The following is a 23,314-nucleotide window of genomic DNA, read 5'->3' as shown; positions in this document are numbered from 1 at the left end:
GCTGGTTTGCTAAAATGCCAATTTTAGCCGACGCTGGCGCATGGCGGCACCTCGCCATGCGGCACTGCAGCGATCCGACCGGATTCCACTCATTGTTCCCCCACCCGCACGCATGACCATCGCAGACAACAAAAAGGCCTTTTTCGACTACTTCATCGAAGAGCGATATGAGGCCGGGATCGTGCTGGAAGGCTGGGAAGTCAAGGCGATCCGGGCCAACCGCGTGCAGATCAAGGAGGGCTACGTGGTGGTGCGCGATGCCGAGATGTTCCTGATCGGCGCCCATATCAGCCCGCTGCAAAGCGCCTCCACCCACGTCAATCCCGACCCGGTGCGCACCCGCAAGCTGCTGCTCAAGGCCGACGAGATCAAGAAGCTGATCGGCAAGGTCGAGCAGCGCGGCTATACCCTGGTCCCGCTGAACCTGCACTACACGCGCGGCCGCGTCAAATGCGAGATCGGCCTGGCCAAGGGCAAGAAGCAGTTCGACAAGCGCGAGACCGAGAAACAGCGCGACTGGCAGCGCGAGAAGGCCCGCATCATGAAGGGCGACGCCAAGGACTGAGCCCCGGCGCCGCGCTGCCGCGGCGTGTCCGTCAGCCCCTTCAGGCAGCCTTCTGCTGCCCCTTCACGATCTGCAGGGCGGCCGCGATCATGCTGCTCATGTCGCCCATATTGCCCGGCACGATCAGCGTATTGCCCTGCTTGGCCAGGTTGCCGAAGGCGGCCACGTATTCCTCAGCCACCTTCAGGTTGACCGCATCCATGCCACCTTCGGTGCGGATCGCATTGCCGATCTTCTGGATCGCCTGCGCGTTGGCCTCGGCCACCGCCAGGATCGCGCTCGCCTCGCCCTGGGCCGTGTTGATGGCGGCCTGCCGCTCGCCCTCTGACTTCTGGATCGCCGCCTCGCGCGCGCCCGTGGCCAGGTTGATCTGCTCCTGGCGCTTGCCCTCCGACGCCGCGATCAGCGCGCGCTTTTCACGTTCGGCGGTGATCTGCGCCTGCATCGCGTGCAGGATCTCCTTGGGCGGGGTCAGGTCCTTGATCTCGTAGCGCAGCACCTTGACGCCCCAGTTGGATGCGGCCTCGTCCAGCGCGTTGACCACGCTGTGGTTGATGAACTCGCGCTCCTCGAAGGTCTTGTCGAGCTCCAGCTTGCCGATCACCGAGCGCAGCGTGGTCTGCGACAGCTGCGTGATCGCCACCACGAAATTGCTCGATCCATACGATGCCTTCATCGGGTCCGTGACCTGGAAGTACAGCACGCCATCGACCTGCAGCTGGGTGTTGTCCTTGGTGATGCAGACCTGGCTGGGCACGTCCAGCGGGATTTCCTTGAGCACGTGCTTGTAGGCGACGCGGTCGACGAACGGCACCACGATCGACAGCCCCGGCGTCAGCGTCGCGTGGTAGCGGCCCAGGCGCTCGAGCACCCAGGCATGCTGCTGCGGCACGATCTTGATGCCCTTGGCAATCAGCACGATAACGGCAATGAGGATGATCAGCGGCAACAAACCAAGCTGAAATGCGAGCATGTAACGACCCTCCAGACAGAAGACAGCAGTACGGAGCCGCCAGGCGGCGGCAGGCGGATCGCAGCGCGACAATTGCCGCGCTGCGCATTAAGACAGGGTTTCAGCGGGGAGACACGACCAGGGTGCTGCCGCGCACCGCGACGATGCGGTGGCGTCCTGGTGCGGCGGCACAGTTGGGCGCCAGCTCCACGGTCCAGTCGGCGCCGCGGTACGGCACGCGGGCGCGCCCGTTGGCGTCCCAGCCGGGCACGTCCAGCTCCTGGCCGATATCGATATTGACGTTGGGATCGGCGGCGGCGTTGCCGCGCCGCAGCTTGCCAAAGCGGGTGCGGCGCAGGCCTGCGATCAGCACCGCAGCGACCAGCGCCGCCACCAGCGTCTGCGCGGCCGGCGACAATCCCAGCAAGGCCCCCACGCCGCCGGCGGCCAGCCCCACCGCCACCATCAGCAGGTAGAAGGTGCCGGTGTTCATCTCGATGATCACCAGCGCGACCGCTGCCACGAACCAGATGTAGTACGCCATCCAAGCTCCCGTTCGTCCAGATACATCCCGAAAAGTAAAAACCCCGCAGCGCCTTTCAGCGTCTGCGGGGCAGTAGCAACACCTGACGCAGGGCCGGTGCCTGCCGGCTGCCAGAAGGCGCCGGCAATGTCGTTATTGTGACGTCAAATGCTTCAGGAAGCCAGCTTTTGCCAGGTCTCGACCACCGAGTCCGGATTCAGCGAGATCGACTTGATGCCTTCCTTGGTCAGCCACTCGGCAAAGTCCGGATGGTCCGAAGGGCCCTGGCCGCAGATGCCGACGTACTTGTCCAGGCGGAGGCACGCCTCGATGGCGCGCGACAGCATGAACCGCACTGCCGGATCGCGCTCGTCGAAGTCCTTGGCCAGCAGCTCCATGCCGGAGTCGCGGTCCAGGCCCAGCGTGAGCTGGGTCAGGTCGTTCGAGCCGATCGAGAAGCCGTCGAAGTACTGCAGGAACTCTTCGGCCAGGATCGCATTGGACGGCACTTCGCACATCATGATGACGCGCAGGCCGTTCTCGCCGCGCTTCAGGCCGTGCCTGGCCAGCAGCTCGATGACCTTCTCGGCCTGGCCCAGCGTACGCACGAACGGCACCATGATCTCGACGTTGGTCAGGCCCATTTCATCGCGCACGCGCTTCATGGCCTTGCATTCCATCTCGAACGCTTCGGCGAAGTCATCGGCGATATAGCGCGAGGCGCCGCGGAAGCCCAGCATCGGGTTTTCCTCGTCCGGCTCGTAGCGCGAACCGCCGATCAGCTTCTTGTACTCGTTGGACTTGAAGTCCGACAGGCGCACGATCACGGGCTTCGGGTAGAAGGCCGCGCCGATGGTGGCGATGCCCTCGGCCAGCTTGTCGACGTAGAACGCGCGCGGGCTGGCATGGCCGCGCGCCACGCTTTCCACGGCCTTCTTCAGGTCGGCATCGACTTGCGGGTAGTCGAGGATGGCTTTCGGGTGCACGCCGATGTTGTTGTTGATGATGAATTCCAGGCGGGCCAGGCCGACGCCGCAGTTCGGGATCTGCGCGAAGTCGAACGCCAGCTGCGGGTTGCCCACGTTCATCATCAGCTTGACGTCGATTTCCGGCATGTCGCCACGCTGGACTTCGGTCACTTCGGTTTCCAGCAGGCCGTCGTAGATGCGGCCTTCGTCGCCTTCGGCGCAAGACACGGTTACCAGCGTGCCGTCCTTGAGGATGTCAGTGGCATCGCCGCAGCCGACCACGGCCGGCACGCCCAGTTCACGCGCGATGATGGCGGCGTGGCAGGTACGGCCGCCACGATTGGTGACGATGGCCGAGGCGCGCTTCATCACCGGCTCCCAGTTCGGGTCGGTCATGTCGGCCACCAGCACGTCGCCGGGCTGCACGCGCTCCATCTCGGACGGGTCGTTGATCACGCGCACCGGGCCGGTGCCGATCTTCTGGCCGATGGCGCGGCCGCTGGTCAGCACGGGGGCGGTGCCCTTGAGCTTGAAGCGCAGCTCGGCCTTGCCGGCGGACTGGCTCTTCACCGTTTCCGGGCGGGCCTGCAGGATGTAGATCTTGCCATCCTTGCCGTCCTTGCCCCACTCGATGTCCATCGGGCGGCCATAGTGCTTCTCGATGATCATCGCGTAGCGGGACAGCTCGGTCACGTCCTCGTCGCTGATCGAGTAGCGGTTGCGCAGTTCGCCCGGCACGTCGACGGTCTTCACGCGGCCGGCTTCGCCCGGCTTGGTGAATTCCATCTTGATCAGCTTGGAGCCGATCGAGCGGCGGATGATCGGGTACTTGCCGGCCTGCAGCGTCGGCTTGAAGACGTAGAACTCGTCCGGGTTGACCGCGCCCTGCACCACCGTTTCGCCCAGGCCGTAGCTGGAGGTGATGAAGACCACGTCGGGGAAGCCGGATTCGGTGTCGATGGTGAACATCACGCCCGAAGCGGCCAGGTCCGAACGGACCATGCGCTGGATACCGGCGGACAGTGCCACCACGTCATGGGCAAAGCCCTTGTGCACGCGGTAGGAAATGGCGCGGTCGTTGTACAGCGACGCGAACACGTGCTTGATCTTGTCGAGCACGTCGTCGATGCCGCTGACGTTCAGGTAGGACTCCTGCTGGCCGGCGAACGAGGCGTCGGGCAGGTCTTCGGCGGTGGCCGACGAACGCACGGCGAACGAGGCCTCGGCGCCTTCGCGCTCGGCCACGCGGGCGTAGGATTCACGGATTTCCTGTTCCAGGCGCGGCTGGAACGGCGCGGAGGCGACCCACTCGCGGATCTCGGCACCGGCCTCGGCCAGGGCCTTGACGTCGTCGACGTTCAGGGTCTTCAGGCGCTGGGAAATGCGCTCGGTCAGGTTGTTGTGGGCAAGGAAGTCGCGGAAGGCCAGCGCGGTGGTGGCAAAGCCGCCGGGAACCCGGACGCCGGCCTCCGCCAGCTGGGAGATCATCTCGCCCAGCGACGAATTCTTGCCGCCGACGATTTCCACGTCAGCCATGCGCAACTGCTCGAACGGCAACACGTAGGCGCCGTTATCTGCCTGGTTAGTCATGAGAGCCTCAAAACAAAGTAGAAAACTTGTCGCCCATGTCCGGTATGTTCTTGGAGTTCTGTTCCCGGACTGATCGCTTGGCTAAGCAACCCCGAACTGGCGCTGCGGACCTGGCGCTACGGCTCTCATCGCGTAGCGCAGATTGTCGACAATTCCGGGCCCGGATTGTTCCATGGGCGGGCACCCTGCGGAATTGCTTAGCGAAAAGATCGCCGCTATTCTACCGTGCTGCGCCGCACTTTTCTGCGGAAGATTGAATCTATTTATTTATTGCGCCATCCCCATGTCCCTGCCAGAAGCGCCCGGAACGGCGACGCCCGGGTCCCAGCCTGGAACGCAGCCTGAATCCCCCTCCGCTCCCGCGCCCCAGGCCAGCGAGCGCCCTGCGGTCCGCACCGTGTTCATCGTCTCGGATGGCACCGGCATCACGGCGGAGACGTTCAGCCACTCCATCCTGGCCCAGTTCGAGATGCGCTTCCGCAAGGTGCGCATGCCCTTCGTCGATACCCCGGAAAAGGCACATATCGCCGTCGGCAAGATCAATGAGGCATTCCACAACGAAGGCGTGCCGCCCATCGTCTTCACCACCCTGGTCAACCAGGAAGCGAACAAGGCACTGCGCCGCGCCAAGGCGATGATCCTGGACATGTTCCAGACCTTCATCGAGCCGCTTGAGAAAGAACTGGGACTGAAGTCGACTCACGCCATCGGCCGCTTCCACCAGAACGCTGATACAGAGGCTTACAAAAACCGGATCGAGGCGATCAACTTCTCGCTGGCGCATGATGACGGCCAGTCACACAAGAACCTGGAAGAAGCCGATGTGATCCTGGTGGGCGTGTCGCGCAGCGGCAAGACCCCGACCAGCCTCTACCTGGCCATGCAATACGGGCTGAAGGCGGCCAATTACCCGCTGATCCCCGACGATTTCGAGCGCGGCCGGCTGCCGTCGGCGTTGTATGCGTTCAAGCCGAAGATCTTCGGCCTGTCGATCGATCCGCAGCGCCTGACCGAGATCCGCAACGAGCGCCGCCCCGGCAGCAAGTACGCGGCGCTGGAAAACTGCCGCTACGAGGTCAACGAAGCCGAGGCCATGATGCGGCGCGAAGGCATCAAATGGCTGTCGTCGACGCACAAGTCCATTGAGGAAATCGCGACCACGATCCTGCAGGAGATCAAGGTCGATCGCGACAACTACTAAGCAAAAAGCGGCCGCTCAGGCCGCTTTTTTTGCACTGCCGGAGAGCCTCAGGCGGCGCGCCGCTGGCGCACTGCCTCGAACAGGCAGATGGCGGTCGCCGCCGCCACATTCAGCGATTCCAGCCCGCCCGGTTGCGGGATTCCCACCTTGCGCGTGACGTGCGCCATCCAGGCCTCGCTGACCCCTGCCCCCTCGTTGCCGACCACCCAGGCCACCGGCCCGCGCAGGTCGGTTTCGAATACCGCGGCATCGGCGTGCGACGAAGTCGCCAGCAGCGGCACCGCGAGGCGCGGCGCAAGCGACTCAAGCGTGCAGTGCTCGACGATATTCAGGTGAAAGTTGGCACCCATGCCGGCACGCAGCGTCTTGACCGACCAGGCAAAGGCACAGCCGGTGGCAAGGAAGGCATGCTGGATGCCGGCGGCGGCGGCGCTGCGCAGGATCGAGCCGACATTGCCGGCATCCTGCACCCCGTCCAGGATGATGCAGTCCTGCTCGATGCGCGCAGGCAGATGCCCGACCGGCGTCTCGATCACCAGCATCAGATCGATGCCATTGACCACGCCGCAGATCTGCGTGAACAGTGCATCGGCCAGCACCACCACGCGCTCGGCCTCGATCAGCGCCAGCACCGGCGCCACCTCGGCATGGTCGTAGTGCCGTTCCGACACCACGCAGGTGACGGGCTGGCCGCGCGCGGCCACATAGGCCTGCGCCAGGTGCACGCCGTCGAGCAGCGACTGCCCTGCCTTGCGGCGCTGGTGCGTGGAAGTGGCCAAGGCCTTCAGATGCTTGAACAGCGCGTTGTCGCGCGAGGTGACGTGCTTCACGATGCGGGAATTGTCGGGATACGCCGGTTGCCCCTCAGGGCGCGACCGTGACCGATACCGAGGCGCTGGCCCCGGTGACTTCGATGACTTCGGTAACTTCGGCCACCGCGGTGAACATGGGCCGCTGCTGCAGCGCCTCGCGCACGGGCGCAAACGAACGGCGGTGGTGCGGCGTGGCGCCGAACTCGGCCAGCGCAGCCAGATGCTGCGGCGTGCCGTAGCCGACGTGCGAATCGAAGCCGTACTGCGGATAGCGCTCGTGCAGCACCTTCAGCTCGCGGTCGCGCGCCACCTTGGCCAGGATCGACGCCGCCGAGATCGCCTTGACCAGCGCATCGCCCTGGACAATGGCTTCGACCGGGAACGGCACCTGCGGGCAACGATTGCCATCGACCTGCACCAGGTCCGGCACGATGCCGCTGGCGGCCAGCCCCTGCACGGCACGCTGCATTGCCAGCATGCTCGCGTGCAGGATGTTGAGCGTATCGATCTCCTCGACCGTGGCAAAGGCGATATGCCAGCCCAGCGCGCGTTCGCAGATCTTTTCGTAGAGCTGCTCGCGCTTGGCGGCAGTCAGTATCTTGGAGTCGGCCAAGCCGCGAATCGGACGCTTCGGGTCCAGGATCACCGCGGCGGCATAGACCGGCCCGGCCAGCGGGCCGCGGCCCGCTTCGTCAACGCCGCACAGGCGCTGCACGGCGGCAGCGGCCGGGGCGAGATCGAGGCCCATCTGGGGAGAAGCGGCATTGCGGCGCGCCATCAGACGGTCCCCCGGCTGTGCATCAGATCCACCACCACATCGGCGGCCAGTTGCGCGGTATTGCACTTCAGCGTCTCGTGCATGCGGGTGAAATGCTCGTAGAGGAAGGCGGTGTTGCCCTCGTCGTTGAGCTGCAGCAGCGTTTCGCGGGCCAGCGCCTCGGGCGTGGCATCGTCCTGCAGCAGTTCCGGCACGACGAAGCGCCCTGAAAGGATATTAGGCAATCCCACGTACGGCAGGTAACCCTGCCGCTTCATGATCTGCGCGGTCAGCCAGGGCACCTTGTACGAGATCACCATGGGCTTCTTGTACAGCGCCGCTTCCAGCGTGGCGGTGCCGCTGGCCAGCAGCACCACGTCGGCCGCCTCCATCGCCTGGTGCGACTTGCCGTCGACGATGGTCAGGCGCAGTTCTGGATACTGCGCGTGCAGTTCCTCGACGATGCCGCGCAGCTGCGCGCTCGCCACCGGCAGCACGAACGCCAGGTTCGGGTCCATGCGCTGCATGCGAGCCATGGCGGCAAAGAAGGTGGCGCCGAGGTTGCGCACTTCGGACTGGCGGCTGCCCGGCAGCACGGCGACGATGCGGTGCCCGGCCGGCAGGCCGAGTTCGGCGCGCGCGCCGGCGACGTCGGGCACCATCGGGATCACGTCAGCCAGCGGATGGCCCACGTAGGTGGCCGGGATGCCGGCCTTGGCGTAGATCTCCGGCTCGAACGGGAACAGGCACAGGATGTGGTCCACCGCGCGCGCGATGGTGCGGATGCGCCCGCCGCGCCAGGCCCAGATCGACGGGCTGACAAAATGCACCACCGGGATGCCGGCACGGCGCAGCGGCACTTCCAGGCCGAAATTGAAGTCCGGGGCGTCAACCCCGATAAAGCATTGCGGCGGATTGGCCAGCAGCCAGTCGCGCACCGCGCGCCGCGTGGCCAGGATCTCGCGCAGCGAGCCCAGGACCTCGACATAGCCGTTGACCGACAGTGTTTCCATCGGCCAGCGCGAGGTGAAGCCCTGCGCCATCATGCGCTTGCCGCCGATGCCGGCGTACTCGACCGTATCGCCCAGGCGGGACTGCAGCCCGCCCATCATCAACGATGCCAGCAGGTCGCCCGAGGCCTCGCCGGCGACCATGGCGATGGTGCCGCGCTTGTCCGCAGCGCTACCGTTGCCTGTGGGCAAGCCACCCCGAATTGCGGCGTCGACCATTGCGGTCCGGTCTCAGCGTACGATGCCGCGCTGGGTGGCGGCAAGGAAGTCGACGAACGCGCGCAGCGGCGCCGCGGTGCCGGCATCGGACTGGCCCAGCAAGGCAGTGATCTCGTTGCGCGCCTCATCGAAGCTGAGGTCGGACTTGTAAAGCAGCTTGTAAGCCTGGCGCAGCGCGGCGATCTGGCCCGCGTCGAAGCCGCGGCGGCGCAGCCCCTCGACGTTGACGCCGTGCGGCGTGGCCTTGTTGCCGCTCTTGTCGCTGGCGGCGATCACGAACGGCGGCACGTCCTGCACCAGCGCCGAGGCGCCGCCCAGCATCGCATGGGCGCCGATGCGCACGTACTGGTGCACGCCGCTCATGCCGCCCAGGATCGCCCAGTCGCCCACTTCAACGTGGCCGGCGATCTGCGCGTTGCTGGAAAACACGGTGTGGTTGCCGACCGTGCAGTCATGCGCGATATGCACGTAGGCCATGATCCAGTTGTCGTTGCCGAGGCTGGTCAGGCCGCGGTCCTGCACCGTGCCGGTGTGGATCGTGGTGAATTCGCGGATGGTGTTGCGGTCGCCGATCTCGAGCCGGGTCGGCTCGTTGCGGTACTTCATGTCCTGCGGCACGCCGCCGACCGATGCGTAAGGACCGATCGTGTTGCCCTCGCCGATCGTGGTGTAACCCTCGACCGTCGTATGCGAGCCGACCCGGGTGCCGCTGCCGATCCGCACGTTGGGGCCGACGATGGAGAACGGGCCGACGGTCACGTCGGATGCCAGCTCTGCTTTCGGGTCGACCAGCGCGGTGGGGTGGATTTGCGTCATACGTCCTGTCCTTTGGTGTGTCTGGTGAAGGATGGGCCAATGCGCGGGGCAATGGTTCCCGTCCGGGCCGCTTGCCCCCGCTGCACGGGGGCGCGGCAGTCAGCCGGCGGCGCTGCCGCCGGCCGCGGGCGGCCTCACTCGGCCTGCTTCACGGTGCACATCAGCTCCGCCTCGCAGGCCACCTTGTCGTCCACCGTGGCGAACGCCTTGAACTTCCAGATGCCGCGGATATAGCGTTCGACTGTCACGTTCATGTGCAGCTGGTCGCCCGGGTACACCACCTGCTTGAAGCGGGCCCCGTCGATGCCGACAAAGTAGTACAGCGCGCCTTCCTTGCGCTCCATGTCGGCGCCGAAGGTCAGCAGGCCGGCCGACTGCGCCAGCGCCTCCAGGATCATCACGCCCGGCATCACCGGCTGTTCCGGGAAATGACCCTGGAAGTACGGTTCGTTGATGGTGACATTCTTCAGCGTCTTGATCCGCTTCTGCGCCTCGAACTCCAGCACGCGGTCCACCAGCAGGAACGGGTACCGGTGCGGCAGCAGTTTGAGGATCTTGCGGATATCGATTTCGGCCGCGCTCATGATGATTTCTCTTTAGTCTTGTGAGGGTTGGGACCCGGCGGCCTGGCCGCGCAGGCGGCGTTCCAGCGCCACCACCCGTTCGCGCAGCCTGGTCAGGCCGCGCACGATGGCTGCATTGCGCTCCCACTCGCCGTGCGGCAGGAACGGGAAGACGCTGGTGAAATGCCCCCCGGGCTTGGTAATGGATTTGGTGATCGAGGTGCCGCCCGACACCGTGGTGCGGTCGGCAATATTCAGGTGGCCGGAAAAATTGGCCGCCCCGCCGATCACGCAGAAGCGCCCGATGCGCGTGCTGCCCGATACCGCGGCGCAGCCAGCGATGACCGTATGGGCCCCGACGCGCACGTTATGCGCGATCTGGACCTGGTTGTCGATCTTGCAGCCGTCCTCGATCACGGTGTCGGCCATGGCGCCGCGGTCGATTGCCGTATTGGCGCCGACCTCCACGTCATTGCCCAGCACCGCGCGTCCCGTTTGCGGGATCTTTACGTATTCCACGCCGGTTGCGCTGATGTCCGGCGCAAAGCCAAAGCCGTCCGCGCCGATCACCACGCCGCTGTGCAGGATGGCGCGGGCGCCGACCACGCAACCGTGGTAGACCGAAACGTTGGCATGGAGCAGCGAATCGTCACCGATCTCCGCCTGCGCGCCGACATAGCCGTTGGCCAGGATGCGCACGCGCTCGCCCAGGCGCGCGCCGCGCTCGATCACCACGTTGGGGCCGATGTAGCACGAAGCCGGCACCACCGCGTCAGGCGCCACGGTCGCGCGCGGATCGATGCCGGTGCGGGTATCGGTGTTGGCGGCGCGGTCAAAACGCTGCGCCACGCGGGCAAAGCATACGTAGGGATTGCGCGCCACCAGCCAGTTGCGGCCGTCGGCCCTGCCCTCGGCGCGAACGCGCTCGAGGTCGGCTGCCGAGACAATCACGGCGCCGGCCTGCGAATCCAGCGCCTGCTGCAGGTAGAGCGGATTGGACAGGAACGAGAGCTCGCCCGGTCCGGCCTGGTCCAGGGGGGCCAGGCCGACGATCGCCAGGTCGGGGTCACCCACAACCTGCGCGCCGTTCTCGGTGGCGAGCTGACCCAGTGTGGGTGTCTGCATGGCGGTACTTCCTAAAAAAACGAAAGACGAAAGAACGTGAGAACCGGTGCGGCTTAGCGGGCGCCGGCGTTCAGCGCCTTCATCACGTCGTCGGTGATGTCGATGCGCGGGTTCACGTACACCGCTTCCTGCACGATCAGGTCGTACTTGCGCTGCTCGGCCAGCTGGCGGATCACGCGGTTGGCGCGCTCCAGCACCTGTGCCAGCTCTTCATTGCGGCGCTGGTTCAGGTCCTCGCGGAACTCGCGCTGCTTGCGCTGGAACTCGCGGTCAAGGTCGGCCACTTCGCGCTGGCGGCGCTGGCGGTCGGAGTCGGCCAGCACGGCCGTGTCCTTGTCGAGCTTGTCGGCCATGCCCTTGATCTTCTGGGCCATGTCCTGCAGTTCGCGGTCGCGCTTGGAGAATTCCTGCTCCAGCTTGACCTGGGCAGCCTTGGCCGGCTGCGAGTCGCGCAGGATGCGTTCGGAGTTCACGGCCGCAATGCGCGCCTCCTGGGCCGAGGCCGGCGCCGCTGCGCAGAGGGCAGCCGTGGCGAGCGCGGCGGCGCCCAGGGATTTGACCAGCTTGGATGTTGTAATCATTTGAAACAGATCCTTTATCAGAATCAGAATGCCGTGCCGATCTGGAACTGGAAGCGCTGGACCTTGTCGTTGGTGTCGCGATTGAGCGGGAAGCCCATGCTGATCTTCAGCGGGCCAATCGGCGACAACCACGACATGCCGAAGCCGGTCGAGTACTTCAGCTCGCTGAAGCTCAGCGGCTGACCTTCCTGGTAGACATTACCGAAGTCAAAGAACGTGAACAGGCGCAGCGTGCGGTCCACGCCCGAGCCCGGCAGCGGGAAGATGAACTCGACGTTGCCGATCATCTTCGAGGCACCACCCACCGGGTTGCCATTCTGGTCCTTCGGGCCCAGCGTGCTGGTCTGGTAGCCGCGCACCGAGCCGATACCACCGGCGTAGAAGTACTTGAACACCGGGAACGGCGTGTTGCCGTAGCCGTGGCCGTAAGCGACTTCGCCGTTCAGTGCCAGCGTGAAGGACTTCGAGATCGGATAGAAGTACTGCTGCTGCACGCTGGCGCGGTAGTACTGCGTATCGCCGCCCGGCAGCCCGACTTCCAGGTTGGCCTGGGTGTACGGTCCCTTGGTCGGCACCAGCGCGCTGTCGCGGCGGTCACGTGCCCAGCCGATGGTGAACGGGAAGTTGTTGATGCCGTCGCCGGAGCTCTTGCCGATCTTGTTCAGCCAGTCGGTGTACTGGCTCGGCGTGTTGACCGACGTATACACCTGGGTCCGTTCATAGCCGATGCCGAAGAACACCGTATCGACTTCCGAGAACGGCACGCCGAACTTGAAGCCACCGCCGGCGGACACGATCTTGTAGTCCTGGTCGCCGGTGTAGTACAGCGGGCGCGAAGTACGGTAGTAGATGTCGGTCGAGCGGCTGATGCCGTCCACCGTGAAATACGGGTCGTACTGCGTCAGCGCGATGGTACGGAACGACTTGGCGGTGTTCACGTCCAGGCCCAGGCTGGTGCCGGAGCCGAACACGTTGTCCTGGCGCAGGCCGGCCTGCAGCACCAGCTTGTCGGTGGACGAGAAGCCCACGCCCAGGCTGATCTGGCCGGTCGGCTTTTCAGTCACGTTGACGTTCACATCGACCTGGTCGGGCGCGCCCGGCACGTCTTCGGTGGTGATGTTGGTGTCGGTGAAGTAGCCGGTACGGTTGATACGGGCTTGCGACTGCGTGAGCTTCTCGCTGTCGAACCACGAGCTTTCCATCTGGCGCATCTCGCGGCGCACCACTTCGTCGCGGGTCTTGCTGTTGCCCACCACGTTGACGCGGCGCACGTAGACGCGGCGGCCCGGGTCGACCATCAGGGTCAGCGCGACTTCACGCTTTTCCTTGTCGATCTGCGGTTGCGGGTTGATGGTGGTGAACGCGTAGCCGTAGGTGCCCAGCAGGTCGGTGATGGCCTTGGTGCTCTGCGTCAGCTTCTCGGACGAGAAAATATCGCCCTTCTTCAGCTGCAGCAGTTTTTCCATTTCCTCCTGCTTGCCGAGCAGCTCGCCCGCCAGGCGCACATCGGACACCTTGTACTGGTCGCCTTCCTTGATGTTCAGCGTCAGGAAGATGTCCTTCTTGTCCGGGGTGATCGACACCTGGGTCGACTCGATCGCGAACTCCAGGTAGCCGCGGTTCAGGTAGAACGAGCGCAGCGCTTCCAGGTCGGCGGTCAGCTTCTGCTTGGAATACAGGTCGTTCTTGGTGTACCAGGACAGCCAGTTCGGCGTGGACAGCTGCATTTCGTCGCGCAGCGTGCCTTCCTTGAAGGCCTTGTTGCCGACGATATTGATCTGGCGGATCTTGGCGACCGGGCCTTCATCCACGTTGAACACGACCGAGACGCGGTTGCGGTCCACCGGCGTGATCGTGGTCTGCACGTCGGCGGCATAGTAGCCGCGCGCGACGTACTGGCGCTTGAGCTCCTGCTCGGCCTTGTCGATCAGTGCCTTGTCGTAGTAACGGGCTTCGGCCACGCCAACGGCACGCAGCGAACGGCGCAGCGTGTCCTTGTCGAATTCCTTGATGCCGACGAATTCGAGCTGCGAGATCGCCGGCCGCTCTTCGACCTGGACCACCAGCACGCCTTCCTCGGCGCGGATCTGCACGTCCTTGAAGAAGCCGGTATTGTAGAGGGCACGGATGGCGTCGGCGCCCTTGTCATCGGTGAAGGTCTCACCGACGCGCACCGGCAGGTAGCCAAACACGGTACCCGGCTCGACGCGTTGCAGGCCCTCAACGCGGATGTCCCTGACGACGAACGGATCGGCAGCCCAGCCCGCCGGGCTCCAGGCTGCAATAACGGCACTCGCCAGCAAGCCCAGCGAAATGCGCTTATGTCTGATCAATGTTGATCCCCTCTTTGATTCCATCCAGGATTGCGCTCCGATGCCTTATTGGACTGCGCCTGGCAAATGGCGTCCCTGGCGACGGTGCCCGACGACACCACCGCCCCCTTGCCGATACACGTTTCTAGCCGTTCGCCAGAAACATTCGGCTGACGTCATTGAACAAAGCGAGCGAAGTCAGGAGCAAGATGCAGGCGATGCCAACCTTCTGCAGCATTGCCTGCCAGTGGTCTGGGACGGGCCGGCCAGTCAAAAATTCCACGCAATAATACAGCAAATGCCCCCCATCCAGAACCGGAATGGGTAACAAATTGAGTACACCAAGGCTTACGCTGACCAGTGCCAGGAAGCTGACAAAGGCCTGCAGGCCCAGGTTTGCGGCACGCCCCGCGTAGTCCGCCACGGTCAGCGGGCCGCTCAGGTTCTGCAGCGAAGCCTGCCCCACCAGCATCTTGCCCAGCAGCTTGAGCGAGAGCGCGCTGGTGTCCCAGACCTGGCCGGCCGCACGCGCCAGCGCCTGGTCCGGCCGGTAGCGCACGGTTTCCATCTGCACCGCCTGGCTGAGCGCCGCGCCGAGCTTGCCCGCCGGCGCCGCGGTGGCGCCGCTCGCGTCCTTGGCGCCATCGCGCGCCACGGCGGTGTCTAGCGTCACCGGCACGTCCAGGCGCTTGCCGTCGCGCTCGATGCCCAGGGTCACGGTCTGGCCGGGCTGGCTGCGCACCGCCTTGATCAGCGCGCTGGCCTGCGTGAGCGGGCTGCCCTGCCAGGCAACGATGCGGTCGTCCTTTTTCAGTCCGGCGCGCTCTGCGGCCGAGTCCGGCAGCACCTCGGTAATCGTCACCGGCCCGCCCTTCAGGTTCAGGCCCAGCGTGGCCAGCGGATCCTGCTCGGGATTGCCGCCGGTATTGGGCAGGCGCGGCAGCGTTACGTCGCGCTCGGCCCCGTCGGCGCCGCGCACGCGCAGCACGGCGCGCGCATCGCCAAAGCCCTCGGCGAATACGGCCATGCGCAGGTCATTCCAGGAGCGCACCGCTTCGGTATGGTCATTGGCGGTCAGCGACAGCACCCGGTCGCCTTCGCGCACGCCGGCCTGCGCCGCCATGGTGCCGGCCGCGGGCGCCGCCACCACCGGCACGGGCTCGCGCATGCCGCCGGCAAAGAGCGCGAAATACAGCACGATTGCCAGTGCAAAATTGGCCAGCGGGCCGGCCGCCACGATCACGAAGCGCTTGCCGACCGGCTGGCGGTTGAAAGCCCGCGGCAGGTCGGCCGGGTCGATCGGCGTGTCGCGCTCGGGATCGACCTCGCGCTCGTCCAGCATCTTGACGTAGCCGCCCAGCGGGATCGCCGCCACCGTCCATTCGGTCCGGTCGCGGCTGTTTGAAATCCAGCGCAGCAAGGGCCGCCCGAAGCCGATCGAGAAACGCAGCACCTTCACGCCGCAGGCACGCGCGGCGAGGTAGTGCCCCATTTCGTGCACATAGATCAGCACGCACAGGGCAACGATGAAAGCGAGTACGGTTTGCATGGAGTCGGGACGTCGGTAACGATGGCTGGACTGGCGCGCCGGGCCCCGGGGGATCCGGGGGCGCCGCAGCCGCTATTGTCGCAGATGCGGCAAGCCGACCCGCCGGATCAGCGCTTTGCAGCCAGGGCGGCCACGCCCGCGCGTGCCGCCTCGCGCGCCAGCGCGTCGGCTGACAGCACCGCTTCGAGCGTATCGGCAGGCCCCTGAAGTGTCGCTTCAAGCACCTGCCGGACGATATCGGCAATGTCCGTGAAGCGCACTTTGCCGCCCAGGAATGCCTCGACCGCCACCTCGTTGGCTGCATTGAGGGCCGCCGGCGCCACACCGCCGGCGCGCAATGCATCGAAAGCCAGACCCAGGCAGGGGAAGCGCACCAGGTCCGGCTTCTCGAAATGCAAGCCTCCTGCCACGGTCAGGTCCAGCGGCGTGACCCCCGCATCGATCCGTTCCGGATACGCCAGGCCATAGGCGATCGGCGTGCGCATGTCCGGGTTGCCCAGTTGCGCCAGCACCGAGCCGTCGGTGTAGGCCACCATCGAATGCACGATGCTCTGCGGATGGATCAGTACCTCGATGCGCTCGGCGGGGGCGCCGAACAGCCAGTGCGCCTCGATAACTTCGAGGCCCTTGTTCATCATGGTGGCGGAATCGACCGAGATCTTGCGGCCCATGACCCAGTTGGGATGGGCGCAGGCCTGGTCGGGGGAGATATCGTGCAGCGTGGCCGGGTCGCGCGTGCGGAACGGCCCGCCCGACGCGGTCAGCAGCACCCTGGCAACGCCCCTGCCGTAGCGCGGATCGTCGGCCGGCAGGCACTGGAAGATGGCGTTGTGCTCGCTGTCGATCGGCAGCAAGGTGGCGCCGTGCTCGCGCACCGCATCCATGAAGATGCGCCCGGACATCACTAGCGCTTCCTTGTTGGCCAGCAGCACGCGCTTGCCGGCACGTGCTGCCGCCAGCGTCGGGCGCAGGCCGGCGGCGCCGACGATGGCGGCCATCACCGAATCGGTCTGCGCATCGGCGGCCACGGATTCCAGCGCGGCTTCGCCGTGGCTGACCTCGGTCTTCACGCCGGCATCGCGCAGCAGGGTTTCCAGTTCGCGCGCTGCCTCGGCGGTCCCCACCACGGCGCGGGCCGGGCGGAATTCAACGCACTGGTCAGCCAGCTTGCGCACCTGCCGGTGGGCGGTCAGCGCATGCACCGCATAGCGGTCGGCATGGCGCCTGACGACGTCGAGCGTGCTTTCGCCAATGGAGCCGGTGGCGCCCAGGATGGTAATCCGATGCATAGCAGACGGCTTCAGAGAAAAATCAGCATCAGGGCCGCCAGCGGGAACACCGGCAGCAAGGCGTCGATGCGGTCCAGCACGCCGCCATGGCCGGGCAGCAGCCGGCTGCTGTCCTTCTTGCCGACCTGGCGCTTGAGCAGCGATTCGAACAGGTCGCCGACCACGCTCGCGGCGACCAGCAGCGTGGTCAGCACCGCCACGTAGGCCAGCCCGCCGCGATCGCCCATCGCGGAGAACCAGGTCGGGGCAAAGGCATGGGTGGCGGCGAGCGCCAGGCCGATCACCAGCGCCAGCAGCCAGCCGCCGATGGCGCCCTCCCACGACTTGCCCGGGCTGATGCCAGGCGCCAGCTTGCGCCGGCCGATGGCCTTGCCGGTGAAATACGCGCCGATGTCGGCCGCCCACACCAGCACGGCCGCGGTCAGCAGCACGCCGATGCCGGCGCCGCGCAGGATCATGGTGGCATGGGCGAACGCGGGCAGCATCACCAGTCCCAGCACCGCGCCCAGGGCGGTAAACGACGGCGTCGCGGTGCGCACACCGCGCGCCAGCAGCAGCACTGCAACGCCCCAGCAGACTACCGCGGCTTCGAGCAGCCAGGTGGTGGCGTGGCGCAGCGGCAGGTCATGCCAGGCAATGGCCGCGATCAGGCACGCCAGCGCATAGACATAGGGCCACGGCCCGCGCAGCCCGATCAGGCGGCCGAATTCCCAGCCGGCCAGCAGCACGATCACGGCCACCAGCCCGGCCAGAGCCGCGGGCGGCGCCAGGAACAGGATTGGCAGGATCAGCAGCAACAGGCACAGGGCGGTGATGACGCGGGTGAGGAGCATGCGCTGCAGTCCCGTGAGAGGTTGGAGTAGCCAGGCTCAGGCCGTACCCGATAGTCCCGGGGCGACCAGCTGTGCGCTGGTGCGGCCGAAACGGCGTTCGCGCTGGCGGTACGAGGCGAAGGCCTTGTCCAGTTCCGCGGCGTCGAAATCCGGCCAGAAAACGTCGGTGAAATACAACTCGGAATACGCCAGCTGCCACAGCAGGAAGTTGCTGATGCGCTGTTCGCCGCCGGTGCGGATGAACAGATCCGGCTCCGGCGCATAGGCCATCGCCAGGTGCGGCGCCAGCACCGATTCGTCGATCGAGGCCGGGTCGAGCATGGGCGAGCGCGCCAGCATCTTGCGCATGGCCTGCAGCAGGTCCCAGCGGCCGCCGTAGTTGGCGGCGATGGTCACGGTCAGGCCGGTGTTGCCGGCCGTGCGCGCCTCGGCATCGCGGATCAGCTGCTGGATGCGGGGGCTGAAGCGGTCCAGGTCGCCCACCACCCGCAGCCGGATGTTGTTGGCGTGCATCTTCACCACTTCGCGCCGCAGGGCCATCATGAACAGCCGCATCAGGAACGAGACCTCGTCCGCCGGGCGCCGCCAGTTCTCGGAACTGAAGGCGAACAGCGTCAGGAACTGCACGCCGCGGGCGGCGCTGGCTTCCACCACCGCGCGCACCGCGTCCAGCCCCCGGGTGTGCCCGGCAACGCGCGGCAGGTGCCGCTGGGTCGCCCAGCGGCCGTTGCCGTCCATGATGATGGCAACGTGGCGGGGGACGTAGGAGGTATCGGGTACGTCGAGCGTTGAACTGATGTGCTGCATGATGGCAGACGGTCGTTGACTGCCCCGGCCATGCCGGGACGGGGTCAGACCGTCATGATCTCCTTCTCTTTCTCGGCGACCATCTTGTCGATCTCGGCCACGTACTTGTCGGTCAGCTTCTGCACTTCGTCCTGGCCGCGGCGCTCGTCGTCCTCGGAGATGGTCTTGTCCTTGACCAGCTTCTTGAACTGCTCGTTGGCATCGCGGCGCAGGTTGCGCACGGCAACCTTGGCGCCCTCGGCCTCGCCCTTGACGACCTTGGTCAGCTCCTTGCGGCGCTCTTCGGTCAGTGCGGGCATCGGCACGCGGATCACTTCACCCATGGTGGCCGGGTTCAGGCCCAGGTCGCAGTCGCGGATGGCCTTCTCGACCGCGCCCACCATTTTCTTTTCCCAGGGCTGCACCGTAATGGTACGCGCATCGGCCAGGCCGACTGCCGCGACCTGGCTGATGGGAACCATCGAGCCGTAGTAGTCCACCTGAACGTGGTCGAGCAGGCCGGTGTGGGCACGGCCAGTGCGGATCTTCGCCAGATCGGCCTTGAAGGCTTCGATCGACTTCTGCATTTTCTGCTCGACGCTCTTCTTTGTGTCGGCGACGCTCATTTTTACCTCCGGAAATCAGCCAACCATGATCCCCCTGGCGGGGATCGAAAATGAATCATTCTACCCTTTGCCCGGCCGGATACCAGCAGCCCGGCGTCTGGCGCCCTGCCTCAGACGTGCACCAGCGTACCTTCGTCCTCGCCCAGGATGATGCGCTTGAGCGCGCCCGGCTTGACGATCGAGAACACCCTGATCGGCAGCTTCTGGTCGCGGCACAGGGCGAAGGCGGTGGCGTCCATCACTTGCAGATTGCGCGAGATGGCCTCGTCGAAGCTGATGGTGGTGTAGCGCGTCGCGCTCGGGTCCTTCTTGGGGTCGGCGGTGTACACGCCGTCCACCTTGGTCGCCTTGAGCACGACCTCGGCACCGATTTCCGAGCCACGCAGCGCGGCGGCGGTGTCGGTGGTGAAGAACGGGTTGCCGGTGCCGGCGGCGAAGATCACCACCTTGCCCTCTTCCAGCTGGCGGATCGCGCGCGGGCGGATATAGGGCTCGACCACCTGGTCCATGCGCAGCGCGGACTGCACGCGGCCTTCGATATTGGCGTGGCGCATCGCGTCCTGCAGCGCCAGTGCGTTCATCATGGTGGCCAGCATGCCCATGTAGTCGGCAGTGGCGCGGTCCATGCCAGCGGCGCCGCCGGCGACGCCGCGGAAGATGTTGCCGCCGCCGATGACCACCGCGACCTGCACGCCGAGCTTCACGATCTCGGCAATGTCGTTCACCATCGCCTCGATGGTGGAGCGGTTGATGCCGAAGGCATCGTCGCCCATCAGGGCTTCACCGGACAGTTTCAGAAGGACGCGCTTGTAGGCTGGCATGTTCACCCTCGGACAGGAGCAAATCGCTCGGTTGAGACGATCTTGAGACGTATGTTTTGGCACCGGCGGCACGGATCCTCGTGCCGCCGGCGGAAGAAAGCCGGTTTTCGGGGTGCCCCGGACTGCCGGACCACCACGGAAACTGGCTGCTGCAGTGCAACGCGGCATGCGCAGCGTCGCACTACTTATGCAGAGGGGCACCTTACGGCGCCCCTGCGGCATTATAGGCGCCCGGACCAGCCCGAACGGGCAGTCCGCAGCGCCCCGGACATCAGCCCTTCTGGGCAGCGGCCACCTGGGCGGCCACTTCAGCGGCGAAGTCGTCCTGCTTCTTCTCGATGCCTTCGCCGACCACGAACAGGGTGAAGCCCTTCACGGTCGTGTTGGCGGCCTTCAGCATCTGCTCAACCGTCTGCTTGTCGTTCTTCACGAACGGCTGGTTGAACAGCGAGACTTCCTTCAGGTACTTCTGCACCGAACCCTCGACCATCTTGGCGACGATCTCGGCCGGCTTGCCCGACTCGGCAGCCTTCTGCTCGGCAATGCTGCGCTCCTTGGCGATCAGGTCGGCGGGGACCTGCTCGGCCGACAGCGACACCGGCTTCATGGCGGCCACGTGCATGGCCACGTCCTTGGCGGCGGCTTCGTCGCCATCGAACTCGACCATCACGCCGATGCGGGTGCCGTGCAGGTACGAAACCAGCTTGCCGCCGTTGGCGTAGCGGGCAAAGCGGCGGATCGTCAGGTTCTCGCCGATCTTGCCGATCAGGGCCGTGCGGGTGGCTTCAACGCTCACGCCGTCGATTTCCAGCGCCGACAGGGCGGCCACGTCGGCCGGGTTCTGCTTGGCGATCAGTTCGGCGACCTTGGCCGAGAACGCCAGGAAGTCGTCATTCTTGGAGACGAAATCGGTCTCGCAGTTCAGTTCGACCAGCACGCCGGTGGTGCCGTCGATGAACGATGCGACCACGCCTTCGGCGGTCACGCGCGAGGCGGCCTTGCTGGCCTTGTTGCCCAGCTTGACGCGCAGCAGCTCTTCGGCCTTGTCCAGGTCGCCGTCGGCCTCGGTCAGGGCCTTCTTGCATTCCATCATCGGCGCGTCGGTCTTCGCGCGCAGTTCTGCAACCATGCTTGCGGTAATTGCCGCCATTTGTCACTCCTTGAATGGTTCACGCCGGCTGCCGGCAGTCGCCTGCGGCACCCGGTCGGTGGGTCTACAGCACACCCGCGGCAGATACTGCCTGCGGCGGATGACAACAATTCAAATTCAAAAAAAGGGGGCGCCAGATGTGCCCCCTTTTTATTGCCCTTCTTGCCCGGTTGCCGGCGTACCCCGGCTTTCGCCTTGCGCGCAGCCCGTGGTGACGGGCGGCAAGCGTTGCTTGTCTGTCGTGCGGTGACGATGCGCGCTAGCGGGTTCCTTTGCGGCAATCAGGCGGCGGGCAATCAGCCTTCCTGCACTTCGACGAATTCGTCGTCGCCGCCGCGAGCGGCTTCAACCACTTCCTGCACCGCGTTGGCACGGCCTTCCAGGATCGCGTCAGCCACGCCGCGCACGTACAGGGCCACGGCCTTGCTCGAGTCGTCGTTGCCCGGGATCACGTAGTCGATGCCTTCCGGCGAGTGGTTGGTATCAACCACGCCGATCACGGGCACGCCCAGCTTGTTGGCTTCGGTCACGGCAATCTTGTGGTAGCCGACGTCGACCACGAAGATCGCGTCCGGAACGCCGCCCATGTCCTTGATGCCGCCGATCGACTTTTCCAGCTTGAGCATTTCGCGCTCGAACATCAGCGCTTCCTTCTTGCTCATGGTTTCCAGCGCGCCGGCTTCCTTGGCGGCTTCCATGTCCTTCAGGCGCTTGATCGAGATCTTGACCGTCTTGAAGTTGGTCAGCATGCCGCCGAGCCAGCGGGCGTCGACGTAGGGCATGCCGGCACGGCCTGCTTCTTCAGCCAGGATTTCGCGCGACTGGCGCTTGGTGCCCACGAAAAGGATGGTGCCGCGATTGGCTGCCAGCTGACGCACGTACTTCATTGCGTCCTGGAACATCGGCAACGTCTTTTCGAGGTTGATGATGTGGATCTTGTTGCGATGGCCGAAGATGAAGGGGGCCATCTTCGGGTTCCAGAAGCGGGTCTGGTGGCCGAAGTGGCAACCGGCTTCCAGCATTTCGCGCATGGTAACGGACATGTAAAACTCCAGAGGGTTAGGTCTGAAGCCCGCCCCGACATTCCTGAAAAGGAACACCCCGGATAGGCGGGCCAGCGATTTCAAACGACAGCAGGAATAATCCTGCAAAAATACCGGCCTGGCGCACGCAATGCTGCGCCGCAACCAAGTCAGCCCGCTATTGTAGCAACAAAAGTGCGGCCCGCTCAAGCCGCCCGGCTTCCTGGCGCCCTGCGGACTCAGCCCGGGACGGGCGCGCACAGGCTGCGATCTGGCTCCGATGGTGCGATAATCCTACATTGACCTTTCGATTTCGGCGCGGCCAGTGGCCTCGCCTTCACTTTTTGGCGACGTAGCATGAGCATTCACCTGAACACCGCCGAAGACATCGCCCAGATGCGCGTGGCTTGCCGCCTTGGGTCCGAGGTCCTCGACTACATCACGCCCTTCGTCCAGCCAGGTATCACCACCGGCGAAATCGACCGCCTGTGCCACGCCTACATGCGTGAAGTGCAAGGCACTGTGTCGGCGTGCCTGAACTATGCTCCCCCCGGCTATCCGCCCTTCCCCGGCGCGATCTGCACCTCGGTCAACGACGTGATCTGCCATGGCATTCCAGGCGACCGCGTGCTGAAGAACGGTGACGCGATCAACCTGGACATCACGGTCATCACCAAGGAAGGCTACTACGGCGACAACAGCCGCATGTTCATCGTCGGCGAGGGCTCGATCCTGGCCAAGCGCCTGTCGCAGGTGACCTATGAATGCATGTGGAAGGGTATCGCGCAGGTTCGCCACGGCGCCCGTCTGGGCGACATCGGCCACGCCATCCAGGTACACGCCGAAGCCGCCGGCTACAGCGTGGTGCGCGAGTACTGCGGCCACGGCATCGGCAAGAACTTCCACGAAGACCCGCAGATCCTGCACTACGGCCGCCCGGGCACCGGCGCCGAGATCAAGGCCGGCATGATCTTCACCATTGAGCCGATGATCAACGCCGGCAAGCGCGATATCCGCACCATGCCCGACCAGTGGACGGTCAAGACCCGCGACCGCAGCCTGTCGGCGCAGTGGGAGCACACCGTGCTGGTCACGGAAACCGGCTACGAGGTCCTCACGGTATCGGCCGGGAGCCCGGCGCCGCCGGCCTTTATCACCGATTCCGTCGCGGCCTGAGGTCGCACTGAAGCCAGGGGCGCCTGACCGGGCGCCTTTCTTTTTCCAGCCGTGCCCACCAATCCGCT

22 protein-coding genes are annotated in these 23,314 nt (G+C 65.5%); 3 read left to right on the top strand and 19 right to left on the bottom strand.

What is annotated here, in order from left to right; all coding sequences use genetic code 11:
• Positions 1–112 precede the first annotated feature (112 nt).
• Positions 113–565 (top strand): SsrA-binding protein SmpB, encoded by a 453-nt coding sequence (gene smpB, locus AC3WLE_RS20595; RefSeq protein WP_013956942.1) that lies wholly within the window; start codon positions 113–115, stop codon positions 563–565.
• A gap of 40 nt (positions 566–605) precedes the next feature.
• Here the strand turns inward: smpB and AC3WLE_RS20590 are convergent, their stop codons facing one another.
• From AC3WLE_RS20590 to ppsA, 3 genes are all read right to left on the bottom strand, one after another.
• Complete coding sequence (locus AC3WLE_RS20590; protein WP_010809582.1) at positions 606–1,538, bottom strand: SPFH domain-containing protein; 933 nt, start codon at positions 1,536–1,538, stop codon at positions 606–608.
• A gap of 100 nt (positions 1,539–1,638) precedes the next feature.
• Positions 1,639–2,061, bottom strand: a complete 423-nt coding sequence (locus tag AC3WLE_RS20585; RefSeq protein ID WP_010809583.1) for an NfeD family protein — start codon at positions 2,059–2,061, stop codon at positions 1,639–1,641.
• Between the two features lie 152 nt (positions 2,062–2,213).
• Positions 2,214–4,598, bottom strand: a complete 2,385-nt coding sequence (gene ppsA, locus AC3WLE_RS20580) for a phosphoenolpyruvate synthase (RefSeq protein ID WP_492317830.1) — start codon at positions 4,596–4,598, stop codon at positions 2,214–2,216.
• A gap of 397 nt (positions 4,599–4,995) precedes the next feature.
• On the opposite strand from ppsA, the gene ppsR reads away from it, so the two are divergent.
• The gene (gene ppsR, locus AC3WLE_RS20575; protein ID WP_010809585.1) at positions 4,996–5,799 is read left to right on the top strand and encodes a posphoenolpyruvate synthetase regulatory kinase/phosphorylase PpsR; all 804 of its coding nucleotides are present in this window, start codon (positions 4,996–4,998) and stop codon (positions 5,797–5,799) included.
• Positions 5,800–5,846: 47 nt separating this feature from the next.
• Here the strand turns inward: ppsR and AC3WLE_RS20570 are convergent, their stop codons facing one another.
• The 16 genes from AC3WLE_RS20570 to rpsB form a co-directional block, all read right to left on the bottom strand.
• The gene (locus tag AC3WLE_RS20570; RefSeq protein WP_492356855.1) at positions 5,847–6,629 is read right to left on the bottom strand and encodes a TrmH family RNA methyltransferase; all 783 of its coding nucleotides are present in this window, start codon (positions 6,627–6,629) and stop codon (positions 5,847–5,849) included.
• A gap of 34 nt (positions 6,630–6,663) precedes the next feature.
• A complete protein-coding gene (gene rnhB, locus AC3WLE_RS20565; RefSeq protein ID WP_492317832.1) occupies positions 6,664–7,389 on the bottom strand; it encodes a ribonuclease HII in 726 nt (241 codons plus the stop codon).
• Positions 7,389–8,522 carry a lipid-A-disaccharide synthase gene (gene lpxB, locus AC3WLE_RS20560; RefSeq protein ID WP_371258342.1) on the bottom strand — a complete coding sequence of 378 codons (1,134 nt, stop codon included), beginning with the start codon at positions 8,520–8,522 and terminating at the stop codon, positions 7,389–7,391. Before lpxB ends, rnhB begins: the two co-directional genes overlap by 1 nt.
• Positions 8,523–8,609: 87 nt before the next feature.
• Entirely contained in the window at positions 8,610–9,413 is an 804-nt protein-coding gene (gene lpxA / locus AC3WLE_RS20555; protein ID WP_340530707.1) for an acyl-ACP--UDP-N-acetylglucosamine O-acyltransferase, read from the bottom strand.
• Positions 9,414–9,547: 134 nt separating this feature from the next.
• Entirely contained in the window at positions 9,548–9,997 is a 450-nt protein-coding gene (gene fabZ / locus AC3WLE_RS20550; protein WP_010809590.1) for a 3-hydroxyacyl-ACP dehydratase FabZ, read from the bottom strand.
• 12 nt (positions 9,998–10,009) lie between these two features.
• Entirely contained in the window at positions 10,010–11,101 is a 1,092-nt protein-coding gene (lpxD, locus tag AC3WLE_RS20545; RefSeq protein ID WP_492317833.1) for a UDP-3-O-(3-hydroxymyristoyl)glucosamine N-acyltransferase, read from the bottom strand.
• A 53-nt stretch (positions 11,102–11,154) separates the two neighbouring features.
• Positions 11,155–11,682 carry an OmpH/Skp family outer membrane protein gene (locus AC3WLE_RS20540; protein WP_492317834.1) on the bottom strand — a complete coding sequence of 176 codons (528 nt, stop codon included), beginning with the start codon at positions 11,680–11,682 and terminating at the stop codon, positions 11,155–11,157.
• Between the two features lie 23 nt (positions 11,683–11,705).
• Entirely contained in the window at positions 11,706–14,039 is a 2,334-nt protein-coding gene (gene bamA, locus AC3WLE_RS20535) for an outer membrane protein assembly factor BamA (RefSeq protein ID WP_231881344.1), read from the bottom strand.
• A gap of 100 nt (positions 14,040–14,139) precedes the next feature.
• Positions 14,140–15,543, bottom strand: coding sequence for an RIP metalloprotease RseP (gene rseP, locus AC3WLE_RS20530; RefSeq protein ID WP_492356856.1), 1,404 nt, complete (start codon positions 15,541–15,543; stop codon positions 14,140–14,142).
• A 107-nt stretch (positions 15,544–15,650) separates the two neighbouring features.
• Positions 15,651–16,832 carry a 1-deoxy-D-xylulose-5-phosphate reductoisomerase gene (ispC, locus tag AC3WLE_RS20525; RefSeq protein WP_492317835.1) on the bottom strand — a complete coding sequence of 394 codons (1,182 nt, stop codon included), beginning with the start codon at positions 16,830–16,832 and terminating at the stop codon, positions 15,651–15,653.
• An 11-nt stretch (positions 16,833–16,843) separates the two neighbouring features.
• On the bottom strand, positions 16,844–17,665 hold the full coding sequence (locus AC3WLE_RS20520; RefSeq protein ID WP_492317836.1) for a phosphatidate cytidylyltransferase: 822 nt from the start codon (positions 17,663–17,665) through the stop codon (positions 16,844–16,846).
• Between the two features lie 36 nt (positions 17,666–17,701).
• A complete protein-coding gene (gene uppS, locus AC3WLE_RS20515) occupies positions 17,702–18,472 on the bottom strand; it encodes a polyprenyl diphosphate synthase (protein ID WP_035815510.1) in 771 nt (256 codons plus the stop codon).
• 44 nt (positions 18,473–18,516) lie between these two features.
• Entirely contained in the window at positions 18,517–19,077 is a 561-nt protein-coding gene (gene frr / locus AC3WLE_RS20510; protein WP_010809598.1) for a ribosome recycling factor, read from the bottom strand.
• 110 nt (positions 19,078–19,187) lie between these two features.
• The gene (gene pyrH, locus AC3WLE_RS20505; protein WP_010809599.1) at positions 19,188–19,898 is read right to left on the bottom strand and encodes a UMP kinase; all 711 of its coding nucleotides are present in this window, start codon (positions 19,896–19,898) and stop codon (positions 19,188–19,190) included.
• A 271-nt stretch (positions 19,899–20,169) separates the two neighbouring features.
• Positions 20,170–21,048: a translation elongation factor Ts gene (tsf, locus tag AC3WLE_RS20500; protein ID WP_010809600.1), complete on the bottom strand. Its 879-nt coding sequence runs from the start codon at positions 21,046–21,048 to the stop codon at positions 20,170–20,172.
• A gap of 296 nt (positions 21,049–21,344) precedes the next feature.
• Positions 21,345–22,091 (bottom strand): 30S ribosomal protein S2, encoded by a 747-nt coding sequence (gene rpsB / locus AC3WLE_RS20495; RefSeq protein WP_492317837.1) that lies wholly within the window; start codon positions 22,089–22,091, stop codon positions 21,345–21,347.
• Positions 22,092–22,427: 336 nt separating this feature from the next.
• Here rpsB and map point away from each other — a divergent pair, with 336 nt between their 5' ends.
• Complete coding sequence (gene map, locus AC3WLE_RS20490; RefSeq protein ID WP_013956962.1) at positions 22,428–23,246, top strand: type I methionyl aminopeptidase; 819 nt, start codon at positions 22,428–22,430, stop codon at positions 23,244–23,246.
• Positions 23,247–23,314: the final 68 nt, after the last annotated feature.

It is taken from the genome of Cupriavidus sp. FW306-1B-F12B, assembly GCF_058781795.1.
This window is presented reverse-complemented; position numbering and strand designations above follow the sequence as displayed.